The organism is Microbacterium sp. NRRL B-14842, assembly GCF_050470785.1.
On sequence record NZ_JBFLUM010000001.1, the window covers coordinates 276227 to 290685 of the forward strand.

Here is a 14459-nt window from a genome sequence, read left to right on the forward strand (position 1 = left end):
GCGGAGTCAGCGCGCCGGCTCCAGCGGCGGCAGGTCGGCCGCGATGCGGAGCACTCGCGCTGCGGCCTCGTGTCCTGCGGCCAGGCGGGTCTCGAGGTCGGCGCCGTCGAGCGTCGCGGCCAGGAACCCGGAGGCGAAGGCGTCCCCCGCACCGACGGGCTCCACCACGTCCACGGTCGGAGCGGGCACGAAGACCGGGTCCGCGTCACCGGCGAAGGCCGTGGCGCCGACGTCGCCGTCCTTGACGACGAGCAGACCGCAGTGCGGAAGGTGCGCGCGGATCTCCGCGGCCGTCGCGGTGCCCCAGATGCGCTCGGCCTCGTCGCGGCCGACGAAGGCGATGTCGGCGGCGTCGGCCAGGCGCGTGAGGGTCGCGGCCGCCTCCTCGGGGCTCCACAGCGCCCGGCGGTCGTTCACATCGAAGGAGACGACGGCTCCGGCGGTGCGCGCGTCCGCGAAGAGCTGGTCGACCATCGCCAGGCAGGTCGCAGACAGCGCCGGGGTGATGCCCGTGGTGTGCACGATACGGACGCCGGCGAGCTGCGCGGGGGACAGGAACCCGGGTGCCATGCGCGAGGCCGCGGAGCCGCGACGGTAGTAGTAGACCGCCGAGGACTCCACACCGGGATCCTTGAACATCACTCCGGTCGGCGCCTCCGCGTCGAGCTCGGTCCACAGCTCGACGCGACGCTGCTCCAGCTCCGTGGAGAGGCGGCGGCCGAGAGGATCGTCGCCGAAACGGGAGGCCCAGACGGCCCGGTGGCCGGCGGCCGCGACGCCGACGGCGACGTTCGCCTCCGCACCCGCGTGGGTGATCGACGCGGTGTCGGCGGTCGTGAGGTCGGCGCCGGTCGGCGTGATCAGGGCCATCGACTCGCCGACGCACACGATCGCGGGGGAGGAGGACGGGACGGAGGGGCTCATGAGGGGGTGACCGCCAGGGGCTCGGTGTCGGGATGGGGGCTGGCGTCGCGGTGACGCAGATCGGGGAAGGACCGCACGAACACGATGGAGACGAGCAGTCCGACCGCCGCGAAGATGGTGGCGGCCAGGTACGCACCGCGCCAGTCGCCGACGTCGACGAGGAAGCCGGCGACCGCCGATCCGGCCGCGGCGCCGATGAGCTGCCCGGTGCCCGCCCAGCCGAAGGCCTCGGCGGTCTCGCTGAACTTCACGCTGGCCGTGGTGATGGCGAACAGCACCGCGAGGGCGGGGGCGATGCCGATGCCGGCGAGGATGAGCGTGCCGCCCAGCCAGTAGACGTTGAGCATGACCATCGTGAGGGCGAGGCCCACCGTGACGATGAGCAGGCGGCGCGCCATCGCCCAGGGGCCGATCGGGATGTGGCCGAAGGCGAGGCCGCCGGCCAGGCTGCCGGCGGAGAAGACCGCGAGGACGAGACCCGCCGCGAGGCTGCCGTGCTCGAACGTCGCGACCACGCCGACCTCGACCGCCGAGCAGGCGCCGATGAGCAGGAATCCGATGACGGTCGCGAGGAGCACGGGCGGCTTGAGCACGACCGTGCCCAGCGCGTTGCGGCTGCGCGGGATGCGCACGCGGCCGACCTCGGGGGAGAGGATGAACCACGCACCGCCGGCGACGAGGACGATCGCCACCAGGAGCAGGCCCTCCATGGTGCCGACCTGGGTGGAGACGAGGGTGATGACGACCGGCGCCAGCACCCAGATGATCTCCTGCAGGGACGCGTCGAGGGAGAACAGCGGGGTGAGCTGACCGGCGTTCACGAGCTTGGGGTAGATGGTGCGGACGGCCGCCTGCACCGGCGGCGTCGAGAGGCCGGCGATCATGCCCAGGGCCATGTATCCCGGGACCGAGAGGGGCAGCAGTCCCAGGCCGAGTACCGCGATGACGCAGACGGACAGGGTGAGGGTCAGCACCCGCCGCATGCCCCAGGCTCCCATCCACCGGCTGGTGATGGGGCCGGCGACCGCTTGGCCGACACTGGTCGCGGCGAGCACGAGGCCCGCCGATCCGTACGATCCGGTCTGCTGCTCGACGTGCAGCAGGATCGCCAAGGACATCATCCCGTTGGGGAAGCGCGCGGTGAGCTGGGCGGCGATCATGCGGCCCACTCCCGGCGTGCGAAGAAGATCCCGATAGCCCGCCACCCGACAACGGTACCGGGCGGCGGGGACGTCGGTGCGATGGGCCGGCGATGGACACGCCGCGACACGCCGTGGACACGCCGAACGACGAATTCCACAGGCCTGGGGATGTCGGATGCCCCTCGTAGGGTGCCTCCTGTGGATGGATCTCTCCCAGGCTCCTCCCAGCCGCGATTTCCCGCGGGTCGCCGACCCCGGGAGAGGGGGTCCGCCTGTGGAAGAAACGGTGGACAACCTGTGTTGTATCTGTAGAGAGCGGTGGAAAAACTACACGGATGTAACTACTACCCCTTGTGGTCGCACCGAATGTCCGTCCCTATATGTAGTATTGAGATCCCGGCGGAGGTCTGCCGGAGAAACCAGAGATTTGAGGGGTTCAGATGTCGATCACGGTGTACACCAAGCCTTCCTGCGTCCAGTGCAACGCGACCTACCGTGCCCTGGATGCCAAGGGCATCGAGTACGAGATCCACGACCTGTCGGAGGACCCGACGGCGCTGGAGCAGGTCAAGGCGCTCGGCTACATGCAGGCTCCCGTCGTCGTCACCGACGAGGACCACTGGTCGGGCTTCCGTCCCGACAAGATCGACGAGCTCGCGTCCCGCCTGGCGTAGTCCGACAGGCTCACCGACCCGGCCCTTCGACAGGCTCAGGAACCCAAGGAGAGAGCTATGAGCGCCGTCGCGACCGCTGCGCCGCTCCTGGTCTACTTCTCGAGCGTGTCGGGTAACACCGCGCGCTTCATCGAGAAGCTCGGGCTTCCCGCCCGACGCATCCCCCTCCACCGGAACGAAGAGGACCTCGTCGTCGACGAGCCCTTCGTCCTGGTCACCCCCACCTACGGCGGAGGTGCCGGGCGCGGGGTCGAGAAGGGGGCCGTGCCCAAGCAGGTGATCCGGTTCCTCAACGACGAGCGCAACCGGCGTCACATCCGCGGGGTCATCTCCGCGGGCAACACCAACTTCGGCGACGCGTTCTGCCTCGCCGGCGACATCATCAGCCGCAAGTGCCACGTGCCTCACTTGTATCGGCTCGAGATCTTCGGCACACAGGACGACGTGGATCGCGTGAGCGACGGATTGGAACGACGGTGGAATCTTCAGTGACCGAGACAGTGGCATTCAAGGTGAACCCCGCATACGAGGGTCTGGACTACCACGCCCTCAACGCGATGCTGAACCTGTACGACGCGAACGGGAAGATCCAGTTCGACGCCGACAAGCGCGCCGCGCGGGAGTACTTCCTGCAGCACGTGAACCAGAACACGGTGTTCTTCCACTCGCTCAAGGAGCGCCTGGACTACCTCGTGGAGAAGGAGTACTACGAGGGCGCCGTCATCGAGAAGTACTCGTTCGACTTCGTGCAGAAGCTCAACGACCTCGCCTACTCGAAGAAGTTCCGCTTCGAGACGTTCCTCGGCGCGTTCAAGTACTACACGAGCTACACGCTGAAGACGTTCGACGGCAAGCGCTACCTCGAGCGCTTCGAGGACCGCGTCGTGATGACCGCGCTCGCCCTCGCGGACGGCGACGAGAAGCTCGCCGTGAACCTCGTCGAAGAGATCATCTCCGGTCGCTTCCAGCCGGCCACCCCGACCTTCCTCAACGCGGGCAAGGCGCAGCGCGGCGAGCTCGTCAGCTGCTTCCTGCTGCGCATCGAGGACAACATGGAGTCGATCGCCCGCGGCATCAACTCCGCGCTGCAGCTCTCCAAGCGCGGCGGCGGCGTGGCCCTGCTGCTGTCGAACATCCGCGAGTCGGGTGCCCCGATCAAGCAGATCGAGAACCAGTCCTCGGGCATCATCCCCGTCATGAAGCTCCTCGAAGACAGCTTCAGCTACGCCAACCAGCTCGGCGCGCGTCAGGGTGCGGGTGCGGTGTACCTCAACGCCCACCACCCCGACATCATGCGCTTCCTCGACACCAAGCGCGAGAACGCCGACGAGAAGATCCGCATCAAGACGCTGTCGCTCGGCGTCGTGGTGCCGGACATCACGTTCGAGCTCGCCAAGAACGACGAGGACATGTACCTGTTCTCGCCGTACGACGTGGAGAAGGTCTACGGCGTTCCGTTCGGCGACATCTCGGTCACCGAGAAGTACCGCGAGATGGTCGACGACCCGCGCATCAAGAAGACCAAGATCAACGCGCGCGAGTTCTTCCAGACCGTCGCCGAGATCCAGTTCGAGTCCGGCTACCCGTACGTCATGTTCGAGGACACGGTCAACAAGGCCAACCCCATCAAGGGGCGCATCAACATGTCCAACCTCTGCAGCGAGATCCTGCAGGTGAACACGCCGACCACCTACAACGACGACCTGTCGTACAAGGAGATCGGCAAGGACATCTCCTGCAACCTCGGCTCGATGAACATCGCGCTGTCGATGGACGCCGACGACCTCGGCCAGACGGTCGAGACCGCGATCCGCGCGCTCACCGCGGTCAGCGACCAGAGCCACATCGGCTCGGTCCGTTCGATCGAGGACGGCAACGACCGGTCGCACGCGATCGGCCTCGGCCAGATGAACCTGCACGGCTACCTCGCCCGCGAGCACGTGTTCTACGGCTCGGAGGAGGGTGTCGACTTCACGAACATCTACTTCTACACCGTGCTGTTCCACGCGCTGCGCGCCTCGAACCAGCTCGCGATCGAGCGCGGCACGACGTTCGACGGGTTCGCCGACTCCACCTACGCGTCCGGCGAGTTCTTCGACAAGTACATCGACCGGGCGTGGGTGCCGGAGACCGAGAAGGTCAAGGAGCTCTTCGCGGGCAAGCACATCCCGACGCAGGAGGACTGGGTCCAGCTCAAGGCGTCGATCCAGGAGCACGGCATCTACAACCAGAACCTGCAGGCCGTGCCACCGACGGGCTCGATCTCCTACATCAACAACTCGACCTCCTCGATCCACCCGATCGCCTCGAAGATCGAGATCCGCAAGGAAGGCAAGCTCGGTCGCGTCTACTACCCGGCGGCGTTCATGACGAACGACAACCTGGAGTACTACCAGGACGCGTACGAGATCGGCTACGAGAAGGTCATCGACACGTACGCCGCGGCCACGCAGCACGTCGACCAGGGTCTGTCGCTGACGCTGTTCTTCAAGGACACCGCCACCACGCGCGACATCAACAAGGCCCAGATCTACGCATGGCGCAAGGGCATCAAGACGATCTACTACATCCGTCTGCGTCAGCTGGCGCTCGAGGGCACCGACATGACCGAGTGCGTCTCGTGCATGCTCTGACACTTCGACAGGCTCAGTGACCCAGGAACTAGGACAAGAATGACTCCTCACTCCCCGCTCAAGCTGGTCTCCAGCGTGCAGGCGATCAACTGGAACCGCATCCAGGACGACAAGGACCTCGAGGTCTGGAACCGTCTGGTGAACAATTTCTGGCTGCCGGAGAAGGTGCCGCTGTCGAACGACGTGCAGTCGTGGAACACGCTCACCCCCGACGAGCAGCTGCTCACCATGCGGGTGTTCACCGGGCTCACGCTCCTCGACACGATCCAGGGCACCGTCGGCGCGGTGTCGCTGATCCCCGACGCGATCACGCCTCACGAGGAGGCCGTCTACACGAACATCGCGTTCATGGAGTCGGTGCACGCGAAGAGCTACTCCTCGATCTTCTCGACGCTCGCGTCGACGAAGGAGATCGACGAGGCGTTCCGCTGGTCCACGGAGAATGCGAACCTTCAGAAGAAGGCGCAGATCATCATGGACTACTACCAGGGAGACGACCCCCTCAAGCGCAAGGTCGCCTCCACGCTGCTGGAGTCGTTCCTGTTCTACTCGGGCTTCTACCTGCCGATCTACTGGTCCTCGAAGGCGAAGCTGACGAACACGGCCGACCTCATCCGCCTCATCATCCGCGACGAGGCCGTGCACGGGTACTACATCGGCTACAAGTTCCAGCGCGGACTCGAGACGGCCGACCAGGCGCGCAAGGACGAGCTCAAGGACTACACGTTCTCCCTGCTCTACGAGCTCTACGACAACGAGGTGCAGTACACGCAGGACCTCTACGACGGCGTCGGCCTGACCGAGGACGTCAAGAAGTTCCTGCACTACAACGCCAACAAGGCCCTCATGAACCTGGGCTACGAGGCGATGTTCCCCTCCAGCGTCACCAACGTGAACCCGGCGATCCTGTCGGCGCTCTCCCCGAACGCGGACGAGAACCACGACTTCTTCAGTGGGTCGGGCTCGTCCTACGTCATCGGCAAGGCCGAGGCCACGGAAGACGACGACTGGGACTTCTGAGGAACCGCGGGTGCGGAATTGCGCGCATATGAATCGCTCTCTTCATACGACTTTGAGCGTCTAGTTAGGGACCTTCTTCAAGCCGAATGGAAGGAGAGGCTCGAGTCGTTCTCTCCTGGGCCGGATGGTGGGGTCGACGTCCGGCTTCTGCGCGCTGGCGCACTGCGTACCGTCCAGTGTAAGCACTCGCCGGGACGAACGCTCCTTCAGCTTAAGTCGAAGCTGGAGCGTGAAGCTAGAAAGGTGGCTTCAAGCGACCTTGGCGAGTACTGGCTAGCGACAACAGCGCGCGCGAGCCCGGGAGCGAAAGCTACAATCGCCGCAATATTTGGGAAACAGAAGCTGCGGCAAGAGCACATTCTTGCATGTGAGGATCTCGAGAACCTTCTCGATCGTCACGGTGAGGTTGAGCGCCTGCACGTGAAGCTATACGTTTCGAGCCTGGCGGTGCTAAAGACTGTTTTGCATCATGCAGTATACGAGCGGCAACGATATTTTCTCGAGCGCGCCGCAAGGCGGGCGAGACTATTCGTTACGAGTGACGCGACTCAGTTCGTGCACGAATCGCTAGGGAAGTACGGGATGTCGATCATCACCGGTCCTCCCGGGGTGGGGAAGACTACACTCGCAGAATCGGTAGCTCTGACATATGCTGCGGACGGCTACGAGGTCTTCGACGTTCGGAATGCCTCGGAGATAGAGAACGTGTGGCAGCCCGGTGCGAAGCAGCTGTTTCTGTACGACGACTTTCTCGGTCAAACAAGCCTTATGGAGAAGCTGTCGAAGGGTGAGGATCACTTCCTCGACTTACTAGCGCAGCGACTACGCGATTCGAAATCACACAAGATGATTCTGACCACGCGTCAGTACATCCTGACTGCAGCTCAAAGCACCTATAGTAAGTTGCGAACTGCCCGCGTTCTCGATTCAAACGTTGTTGTAGATGTCAGTACGTACAACGCGTTTCAACGCGGACATATCCTGTTCAATCATATTTACTACTCCGGGCTAGGGCAGGCCGCTAGGCGAAGTATTATCCGCAATCGCGCCTATCTCCGAGTGATTAGGCACCCCAACTACAATCCTCGTCTGATCGAGTCGATTGTGTCCGCTGCTCAAGCACTTGGGGGTGGGTCGAAGGGCGCAGGGTTTGCGGAGTTCATGTTGAGTTCGCTGAACTCGCCCTCTGCCTTGTGGAACAGTGTGTACGAGGTGGAGCTCTCCAGTGCCCAGAGAGCGCTGGCGTTAGCGATCTGTGTCGGGTTGACGGATACTTCCAAGGCAAGTGCAAGTGCGACTGCGCAATCGGTTTTATCGGCGTGGGGTGAATCTACGGTGGTAACTGACTCTGACGTAGACGTCCTCGAGGGTATTTTTATTGATGTTGACCGAGACGCGTTCGGAGAATATGAGTTCTCGGCAAAAAACCCAAGCATCAGAGACTTTCTACTATCGCGACTCTTTTCAGATCTTCGAGCTTTCAGGGCGCACCTGCAATCAGCAGAACCTTCATCGATCGCAGTCCTCTTCGCAATGCTGAGTGGCAAGGGAATCCGCGCCTCCAGGCCGTGGCAGGATCTTGAGGTTCCAAGCCGGGTGGCTCTTTTGGGAGCAGTCGATGAGTTCTTCGTGCCGATTCTGAGGCGGTCTCGAGGACTAGACGGTCTACGGCTCGTTGCCATGGGCATGGGCGTTCTGGATGATCATGCTCACAGGGGTCGGGTTAGCGCGACAACCGACATACTGAAGCTCACGCATGATTTCATGCGTGAGGAGTCAGATGTTGACGCGCGTATTCGGGCGTACTGGGCGCTTGAGCCGTTGCTGACTGCGAGTGAGGCGGAGATTCTCGCCACGGAAGTTCGCCGAGTATGGGTCGATGATGAGATTGGGATGCACGACATCTCAGCGGCTCACGAGTTTGAGCGCGAATGCGAGTCTGGGGTGGAGTCACATCTCGAAGCCATGCTTGTCGAGAGCATCGAATGGGCCCTCGATGATCCCGACAGGGACGGGTACGATTCGGATTTTGAATTGCTCCACGCTTTGCAGAGCGTACTCGAGTCTTTCCCGGTCGAATTTGTGGACGTGCAAGAGAGAGTCCGGGAGCGGTTGAATGAAGTATGGGAGCCCGACCCGGACGACGACTTCGACCGTCGTGAGTGGTCGAACAGCGACCGCGAGGATCTTCACGAGGTCGATGTCCTCTTCGCTCACCTTGGATGAACCTGGGCTACGGCATCGGCAAGGCCGAGGCCACGGAAGACGACGACTGGGACTTCTGAGTCCGTGGTGCGGCGCCACGCCGTGTGGCGCCGCACCAGGTTCGGGGCGACGCACTGTTCGGCGGTTCCTCGACGCGGCGGCGCAGCTTGATGGGGTCGCTCGCGACGTGCGGGTTCAGGCACCGTGATCTCGTGAGGCGGGCGTGAGATAAGACGCAGGGGCATCCTTCGTGTTCCGGCAGAGATCGCGGGAGCCCGAACCTCAGCGTGCGCTCAGGACGAAGGCCAGAACCGCTCCCAGGACGGTGCCCGCGAGCATCGCGGCGGCCGTCCAACCGACGACGCGACCTCGGGCGACCTGGCGTTTCGTCGCGTACACGCCCGCGCCGAGGCCACCCACCACCACTGCCGCCATCGTCACGCCGGCGACGAGCGCTTGGACCCCGTAGTCCGGCGTCGGCGGGGCAGGATCGACGAGCGGAGTCGCGAAGCGGTAGGTCATGACGACGCCGAGGGCGACGAGCGAGACCGCGGTCATCGCTGCGATCAACCCCCACGCTGTCGATGTGCGCATCCGTCACCTGTTCTTCGCGGAGTTCGATGACCGGAGGTCGCCACAGGCAGAACGCGGGTCAGTGACCCGCGGCGCGCTCCGCTTCCTTCTCCGCGACGATCCTCCGGAGGCCCGAGCTGGAGAACCGATGGTCTCGGCTGTTGAAGTAGAGCTCGATGCCACTCTCCTCGCAGTACGCGCGGCCGGTGAAGTCCCGATCGCGGTACTCATCCCCGACGATGCGCACATCGAGCTTGAAGGACCGAAGGATGTCCTCGAGGTCCTGCTCCGTCGAGTACGGCACGATCTCATCCACGTGCTGACAGCCGCGAAGCTGGATGTAGCGCTCCACGACCGTCTGCGTCGGCGCGTTCTTCTCCGGGCGGTCCAGGGTCGGATCCATCTGCAGGCCGACGATGAGGTAGTCGCACTGCCGCTTCGCCTCGGCGAGCATCATGATGTGCCCTGCGTGCAGCAAGTCGAAGGTGGAGAAGGTGATCCCCACTCGCGGTCCGGGGTTGTAGTCGCGCCGTTGCGCCATGGACTCGTCAGACAAAATGTTCCCCCCTGTTTCCCGTACTCTACCGGCCCGCGCTCGCGCGTCGATTCCGGTCGCGGAGTCGCTCGCGTCAGGCGCCGTCGCCGAGCACCGGAACGCCCCAGATGCGTGCCGCGTCAGAGATCAAACGGTCCATGCCGTCCGGTGACTCCCGGCGAAGCGGCGCGTCGTCCCTGGTCACCGGGACCGGGATCGTGGCCTGTCCCGCTCCCTGCGAGACCACGATCTCGAGGGTCGGGTAGAGGAAGGCGCCCTCCTGGATGGCACCTCTCGTCACGCCCTGGATCCGATCCCGCGGCACGCTGTATGCGGTGAGGAGACGGTCCCCGCCGCGGACCACCCGGAACCCCGAAGGGTCGATGACGCCCGTGGGGCTCGCCGTCAACAGGCCGCGGGGGGCGGGGCCGAGTGCGAGGAGGGGGATCGCACGTGACAGGTAGGCTGCAACACCGTTGAGCGCGTAGGAGCCGAAGGCTCGCGCCTGCGGCTCGCGCTCCCGCAGTGCTCGCCGCTGGGTGCGCTGCAGTCGTTGGATGCGTCCGAGCACGATCCAGATGATCAGACCCGCGAGCAGTACCCCCGTCGCGAATACCAGCGATGTCGCCACAGGCGGCTCGCCCTCGACCAGGGGACGCACGAGTGTCCCCCAGACGAAGAACGCCGCCAGGGCCACAGCCATCGCGAGCATCAGTCTGTTGGCGGGCGGGTTCCGGCGCACGAGGGCTCTCTTTCAGGAAGCAGTGAGGGCGAGGGTTGTTGGGGCTGGTTGACACCCGGCTCGCGGCGGCTCAGCCACCCATGAGGAACGCGGCGGCGGGAAGGACCGACACGGCCCCCAGCACGGTTCCCGCGACCGGCCACGCGTAGCCGACGCGGTCGGCACGGGCGAAGACGAGCCCGATGACGCCGAGGATGAGGGCGGTGCCACCGAAGAGGACCGCGAGCGGCAGCGTGAGGAACAACAGCCATCCGTAGTTCGGGTCCGCCGTCCCCGCCAGGACGAAGACGATCGCGGTCGGCAGGATCCCGACGAGCGCCACGACGGTGGCCGCGACCCCACATCCGAAGGCTCGGCGACGAGGTGACGGGATGATCTGGCTCACGGGGCGATCCTAGCCACAGCCTGATCGCGCGACGAAAGCGTCGTTCTCGGTGACCACGGCTCCTCGCGATCGGAGGATGCGAAGATGAGGGGCGAGCCGGGGGAGGGGGGCCGATGAACACCGAACATGACGAGGACGTCAGCGCGTTGCGAGGGGTCGTCGGCCCGGTGCTCCGCGGCGGCGGTCAGTCGACGAGGGGAGCGGAGGGCGCATGCGATCGATGACCCCGATACCGGGGGACCCGTGGCCGCACGACATGATCATCACCGTCGACGATCGCCCTCACGCCCTGCTCGAACTGCTCTGGGTCCGGGAGGCGCACGGGCTGGTCCCCGTCGACGACGCGCTCCCGCCGCTCCTGGTCGACCGGCCAGCGGAGGCGGAGCGGCCCGTGGGAGCGCAGACCCGTGATCACTGGGCGGAGGTCTGGCCCCGGATCTGGGACAAGGCTGTCGCGCACGCCGCGACGGAGCCGGATCGGACGTTGTTCGACCGCGCCCTCGATCCGACGATGGGTCCGGATGAGCGGGAGACGCTGCTCGGCCAGCTCGTCGGCCCCACGGCGCGGGATGAGTTCGGAGACGATGTCTTCGACGACGCGGCGTACCGCGAATGGGAGCGGCGTGGCTCCGACGCGCACCTCGCGACGAACCGCACGACACTCGCGGACAGCCCTGAACACGGGGACGTGGCAACGCTCGCCGACGCCTGGCGTCGGGGCCTCGGGAAGGTGGTGACGCTGCCGTGCCGCGGGGTGTACGTCCGGCAGATCGGACCTCGCGCCCTCCTGGTCACCGATGCGGTACGGAACGACGCCGCCACGTATCGCACGGCGCTGGAATCGTTCCGCCGGTCATCCTCGCAGCGACCGTCGACGGCGTGAGGCTTCCGCGCGCGACGTCAGAGGACCAGCGGGAGGAACGACACCATCAGGCCGACGGCACCGACCGCGGCGAAGACGACCCCGACAGTCCGCAGGACCCGGCGCAGATGCGGCGGCTCACCGATCCGGATGCGGGCCGGGTCGTTCGAGCTGTGGAACCCGTCGAGCCATCCATCGGTGGTGGCCGTGGGCTCGCTGCGGCGCAGCGGTCTCTCGTGGAAGTCGCCGCCCGCGAACCAGCGAGCGGTGCGGCGGCCGTCCCGATCGATCACGGCGATCTCGACCGGAACCCACTGCCCCTCGACGAGGTGGATCAGCATCGCCACGATGAGGAGCGGCACGCCGATGCCGAGGCCGATCCAGGACAGCACCTCGCCGACGACGGAGAGGGCGTCGACGAGCTGCACGAGTCCATCGTAGAGACGCTTGCATCCGGAGTCGTGGGAGACGCGGCACCCGATCACGGAGGACCGCTCGCTGATCCGCCGTCATACTGCATCCTTCCCACGGATAGTCTGACCGGCATGACGGATTCTGCAGACATCCCGACGTCCCGTCCGATGGACGCCTGGCTCGACGCGCTCAGTCAGCCCACCGGTTCGCCTGGCGGAGGTGCGGCGTCGGGGGTCATGCTCGGCCTGGCCGCGGCACTGATGGGCATGGTCGCCGGATACACCCGCGAGGATCCTGCCGTCGCCGAGAGCACCGGCCGCCTCGACCCCGTGCGCGCGGAGCTCCTGCAGGCCGTCGAGGCGGACGGCGTGGTGTCGGCGGGCTTCGGTGCCGCGCTCGCACTGGCACCGGAGGCCCCGGCACGGGAGGAGAGGGTGCGGAACGCCGCCCTCGACGCCGCTGCGTCCGTCGCGCGCCTCGGCCGCATCGGCATCACCCTGGTCGCGGAGGCGCGCACCCTCGCGTCGCACGGCAACCCGCACCTCGCCGTGGACCTCGCCGTCGCGACGGAGGCCCTGGAGGCCGGCCTCTCGGGTGCCTCCCTGAACCTCCGCGCTAACCTGCAGCTCGCTCGCGCACACGGCGCCTCGCCGTCCATGCGGTCCGGGCTCGACGAGGAGGTCGGGCGATTGGCGGAGGCGCGGACCCAGGTCTCGCGGATCACGGCGGAGCTGTCCGCGCGCCTGAACTGACGTGGCGCACGAGGAAGCGCTGCATGCGCGCGCCGCGGAGGTCCTGGACAGGTGGAGTCTCTCTCCGGACGGGCCCCTCCGGTCCGGAGAAGCGGGGATCGTCGTCCCGGTCCGGCGGCCGGACGGTCTCATCGCCGTGGTGAAGGTGCAGCAGCCGGGGCCGGAGTTCGACGCGGCGGTCGTCGGGCTGGGGCGGTGGGACGGGCGAGCCATCGTCCGGCTCCTCGCGAGTGCCCCCGATCAAGGCGCGATGCTCCTCGAACGTCTCGATGCCGAGCGCAGCCTCGAGGCGATGGAGGACGACGATGCCACGCGCGTCGTCGGTTCCCTTCTCGAACGCCTGCACCGCGTCGACCCGCCGCCAGGTCTTCCGCGCCTGGAGGCGGTGGTGTCGCAGATGCTGAACGATGCGACGGGAGCGGCGGTGCTGCTGTCGGGCGAGGACCGACGACGATTCGACCGGTGGCTGCACCTCGTCGCGGACGTCGCTGCGATGCCCGGCAGCCGGTTTCTGCACTGGGACCTGCACTTCGGCAATGTCCTCGGCGCGGAGCGCGAGCCGTGGCTGGCGATCGACCCCGAGCCGCTCATCGGCGACGCGGGCTTCGATCTGTGGCCGGCTCTGGACAGTGGATGGAGCCGGGACCCGCGTACCGCCGATGCGGCACGCATCGTGCGTCGTCGGTTCGACATCCTCTCCGACATGCTCCACCTCGACCGCGCATGCGCGGCCCGCTGGACGAGCGCGCGGCTCCTCCAGAACACGCTCTGGGAGATCGAGGACGGCCGGCCCACGATCCCGACCGCCGCGAAGGTGCTCGACGATGCGCTTCGGTCTGCAGGGCTGTCTTGATAGCATCCCGCCCATGAGCACGCCGGACTCCGATGCCGCTCGGCCCGAGCACGACCGCGCCGCAATTAAGGAGCGGGTGTACGCCACCTTCACGGGCCTCGCCATCGTGCTCGTGCAGAACTCCAACGTGGAGCACACCAGCGCCCTGCAGGCCACGGTGACTCTGCTCGTCGGCATCGTCGCCATCGCCCTCGCGGGCTTCGCCGCCGATCTGGTCGCCCATCTTGCGGCGCACGGCAGCTTCCCCCGAGGGTCCGAGCTGCGGGATGTGCTGCGGCTCACCGGTACAGCGCTGGGATCGGCGGCGATGCCACTGCTCGTCCTCCTCGTCGCCGTGCTCGGATGGATCGAGCTGCGGACGGCGCTGACCATCGCGTCGATCGTCTACGTCGCGATCCTCGGACTCATCGGATACGTCGCCGTCCGCCGGACGGGAGTGAGCGGATGGCAGCAGCTCATCGCCCTGGGGATCCTCGTCGGGCTCGGCGGCATCGTCGTGCTCGTCCAGCAGCTCGCGCACGGACACTGACGGACACACCCGTTGCGCGGGCCGTACGCATGGTTCATCCTGAACGTGCTGCACCGATCGACTCGGGGGGCCTTGCCGGTCGCGCTGCGGCCGACGGAGCGCCTGCCACCCAACTCCCTCCCCCGGCGGGCGCTCCGCTGCGCGAGGAGGCGCTCGCTTGCGCGACAGGTCACCCGGACTCACCCGGGTGAACATCGCTCACCCCCTTTTCGCCGG

General features: G+C 66.2%; 16 protein-coding genes. 9 read left to right on the forward strand and 7 right to left on the reverse strand.

Annotation, left to right across the window (positions count from 1 at the left end; all coding sequences use genetic code 11):
* Window positions 1–6: 6 nt before the first annotated feature.
* A complete protein-coding gene (locus AB1285_RS01295) occupies window positions 7–924 on the reverse strand; it encodes a sugar kinase (RefSeq protein WP_292796097.1) in 918 nt (305 codons plus the stop codon).
* Window positions 921–2084 (reverse strand): MFS transporter, encoded by a 1164-nt coding sequence (locus tag AB1285_RS01300; protein ID WP_268776580.1) that lies wholly within the window; start codon window positions 2082–2084, stop codon window positions 921–923. Before AB1285_RS01300 ends, AB1285_RS01295 begins: the two co-directional genes overlap by 4 nt.
* A gap of 422 nt (window positions 2085–2506) precedes the next feature.
* Here AB1285_RS01300 and nrdH point away from each other — a divergent pair, with 422 nt between their 5' ends.
* The 5 genes from nrdH to AB1285_RS01325 are packed head-to-tail and all read left to right on the forward strand — an operon-like array spanning window position 2507 to window position 8619.
* On the forward strand, window positions 2507–2740 hold the full coding sequence (gene nrdH / locus AB1285_RS01305) for a glutaredoxin-like protein NrdH (RefSeq protein ID WP_017202656.1): 234 nt from the start codon (window positions 2507–2509) through the stop codon (window positions 2738–2740).
* 57 nt (window positions 2741–2797) lie between these two features.
* Complete coding sequence (gene nrdI / locus AB1285_RS01310; protein ID WP_060922465.1) at window positions 2798–3232, forward strand: class Ib ribonucleoside-diphosphate reductase assembly flavoprotein NrdI; 435 nt, start codon at window positions 2798–2800, stop codon at window positions 3230–3232.
* Entirely contained in the window at window positions 3229–5373 is a 2145-nt protein-coding gene (gene nrdE, locus AB1285_RS01315; protein WP_060922464.1) for a class 1b ribonucleoside-diphosphate reductase subunit alpha, read from the forward strand. The genes nrdI and nrdE overlap by 4 nt, the downstream gene beginning before the upstream one ends.
* Window positions 5374–5412: 39 nt before the next feature.
* On the forward strand, window positions 5413–6393 hold the full coding sequence (gene nrdF / locus AB1285_RS01320) for a class 1b ribonucleoside-diphosphate reductase subunit beta (RefSeq protein WP_060922463.1): 981 nt from the start codon (window positions 5413–5415) through the stop codon (window positions 6391–6393).
* Between the two features lie 18 nt (window positions 6394–6411).
* Complete coding sequence (locus tag AB1285_RS01325) at window positions 6412–8619, forward strand: restriction endonuclease (protein WP_370428579.1); 2208 nt, start codon at window positions 6412–6414, stop codon at window positions 8617–8619.
* A gap of 261 nt (window positions 8620–8880) precedes the next feature.
* Here AB1285_RS01325 and AB1285_RS01330 read toward each other — a convergent pair whose 3' ends face one another.
* From AB1285_RS01330 to AB1285_RS01345, 4 genes are all read right to left on the reverse strand, one after another.
* Window positions 8881–9156 (reverse strand): hypothetical protein, encoded by a 276-nt coding sequence (locus tag AB1285_RS01330; RefSeq protein ID WP_259954065.1) that lies wholly within the window; start codon window positions 9154–9156, stop codon window positions 8881–8883.
* 94 nt (window positions 9157–9250) lie between these two features.
* Entirely contained in the window at window positions 9251–9712 is a 462-nt protein-coding gene (locus AB1285_RS01335; protein WP_268776581.1) for an adenylyltransferase/cytidyltransferase family protein, read from the reverse strand.
* A gap of 88 nt (window positions 9713–9800) precedes the next feature.
* A complete protein-coding gene (locus AB1285_RS01340) occupies window positions 9801–10418 on the reverse strand; it encodes a hypothetical protein (protein ID WP_429977414.1) in 618 nt (205 codons plus the stop codon).
* 100 nt (window positions 10419–10518) lie between these two features.
* The gene (locus AB1285_RS01345) at window positions 10519–10833 is read right to left on the reverse strand and encodes a hypothetical protein (RefSeq protein WP_370428581.1); all 315 of its coding nucleotides are present in this window, start codon (window positions 10831–10833) and stop codon (window positions 10519–10521) included.
* 211 nt (window positions 10834–11044) lie between these two features.
* Here AB1285_RS01345 and AB1285_RS01350 point away from each other — a divergent pair, with 211 nt between their 5' ends.
* Window positions 11045–11716 (forward strand): hypothetical protein, encoded by a 672-nt coding sequence (locus AB1285_RS01350; RefSeq protein WP_370428582.1) that lies wholly within the window; start codon window positions 11045–11047, stop codon window positions 11714–11716.
* A gap of 17 nt (window positions 11717–11733) precedes the next feature.
* Here the strand turns inward: AB1285_RS01350 and AB1285_RS01355 are convergent, their stop codons facing one another.
* Window positions 11734–12123, reverse strand: a complete 390-nt coding sequence (locus AB1285_RS01355; RefSeq protein WP_370428583.1) for a hypothetical protein — start codon at window positions 12121–12123, stop codon at window positions 11734–11736.
* Between the two features lie 117 nt (window positions 12124–12240).
* Between AB1285_RS01355 and AB1285_RS01360 the strand changes: the two genes are divergently transcribed.
* From AB1285_RS01360 to AB1285_RS01370, 3 genes are read left to right on the forward strand one after another with little or no spacing between them, the layout of a single operon-like run.
* A complete protein-coding gene (locus AB1285_RS01360; protein ID WP_370428584.1) occupies window positions 12241–12861 on the forward strand; it encodes a cyclodeaminase/cyclohydrolase family protein in 621 nt (206 codons plus the stop codon).
* 1 nt (window position 12862) lies between these two features.
* Window positions 12863–13714, forward strand: a complete 852-nt coding sequence (locus AB1285_RS01365; RefSeq protein WP_280568102.1) for an aminoglycoside phosphotransferase family protein — start codon at window positions 12863–12865, stop codon at window positions 13712–13714.
* Window positions 13715–13727: 13 nt separating this feature from the next.
* Window positions 13728–14243 (forward strand): hypothetical protein, encoded by a 516-nt coding sequence (locus tag AB1285_RS01370; RefSeq protein ID WP_280568104.1) that lies wholly within the window; start codon window positions 13728–13730, stop codon window positions 14241–14243.
* Window positions 14244–14459 lie beyond the last annotated feature (216 nt).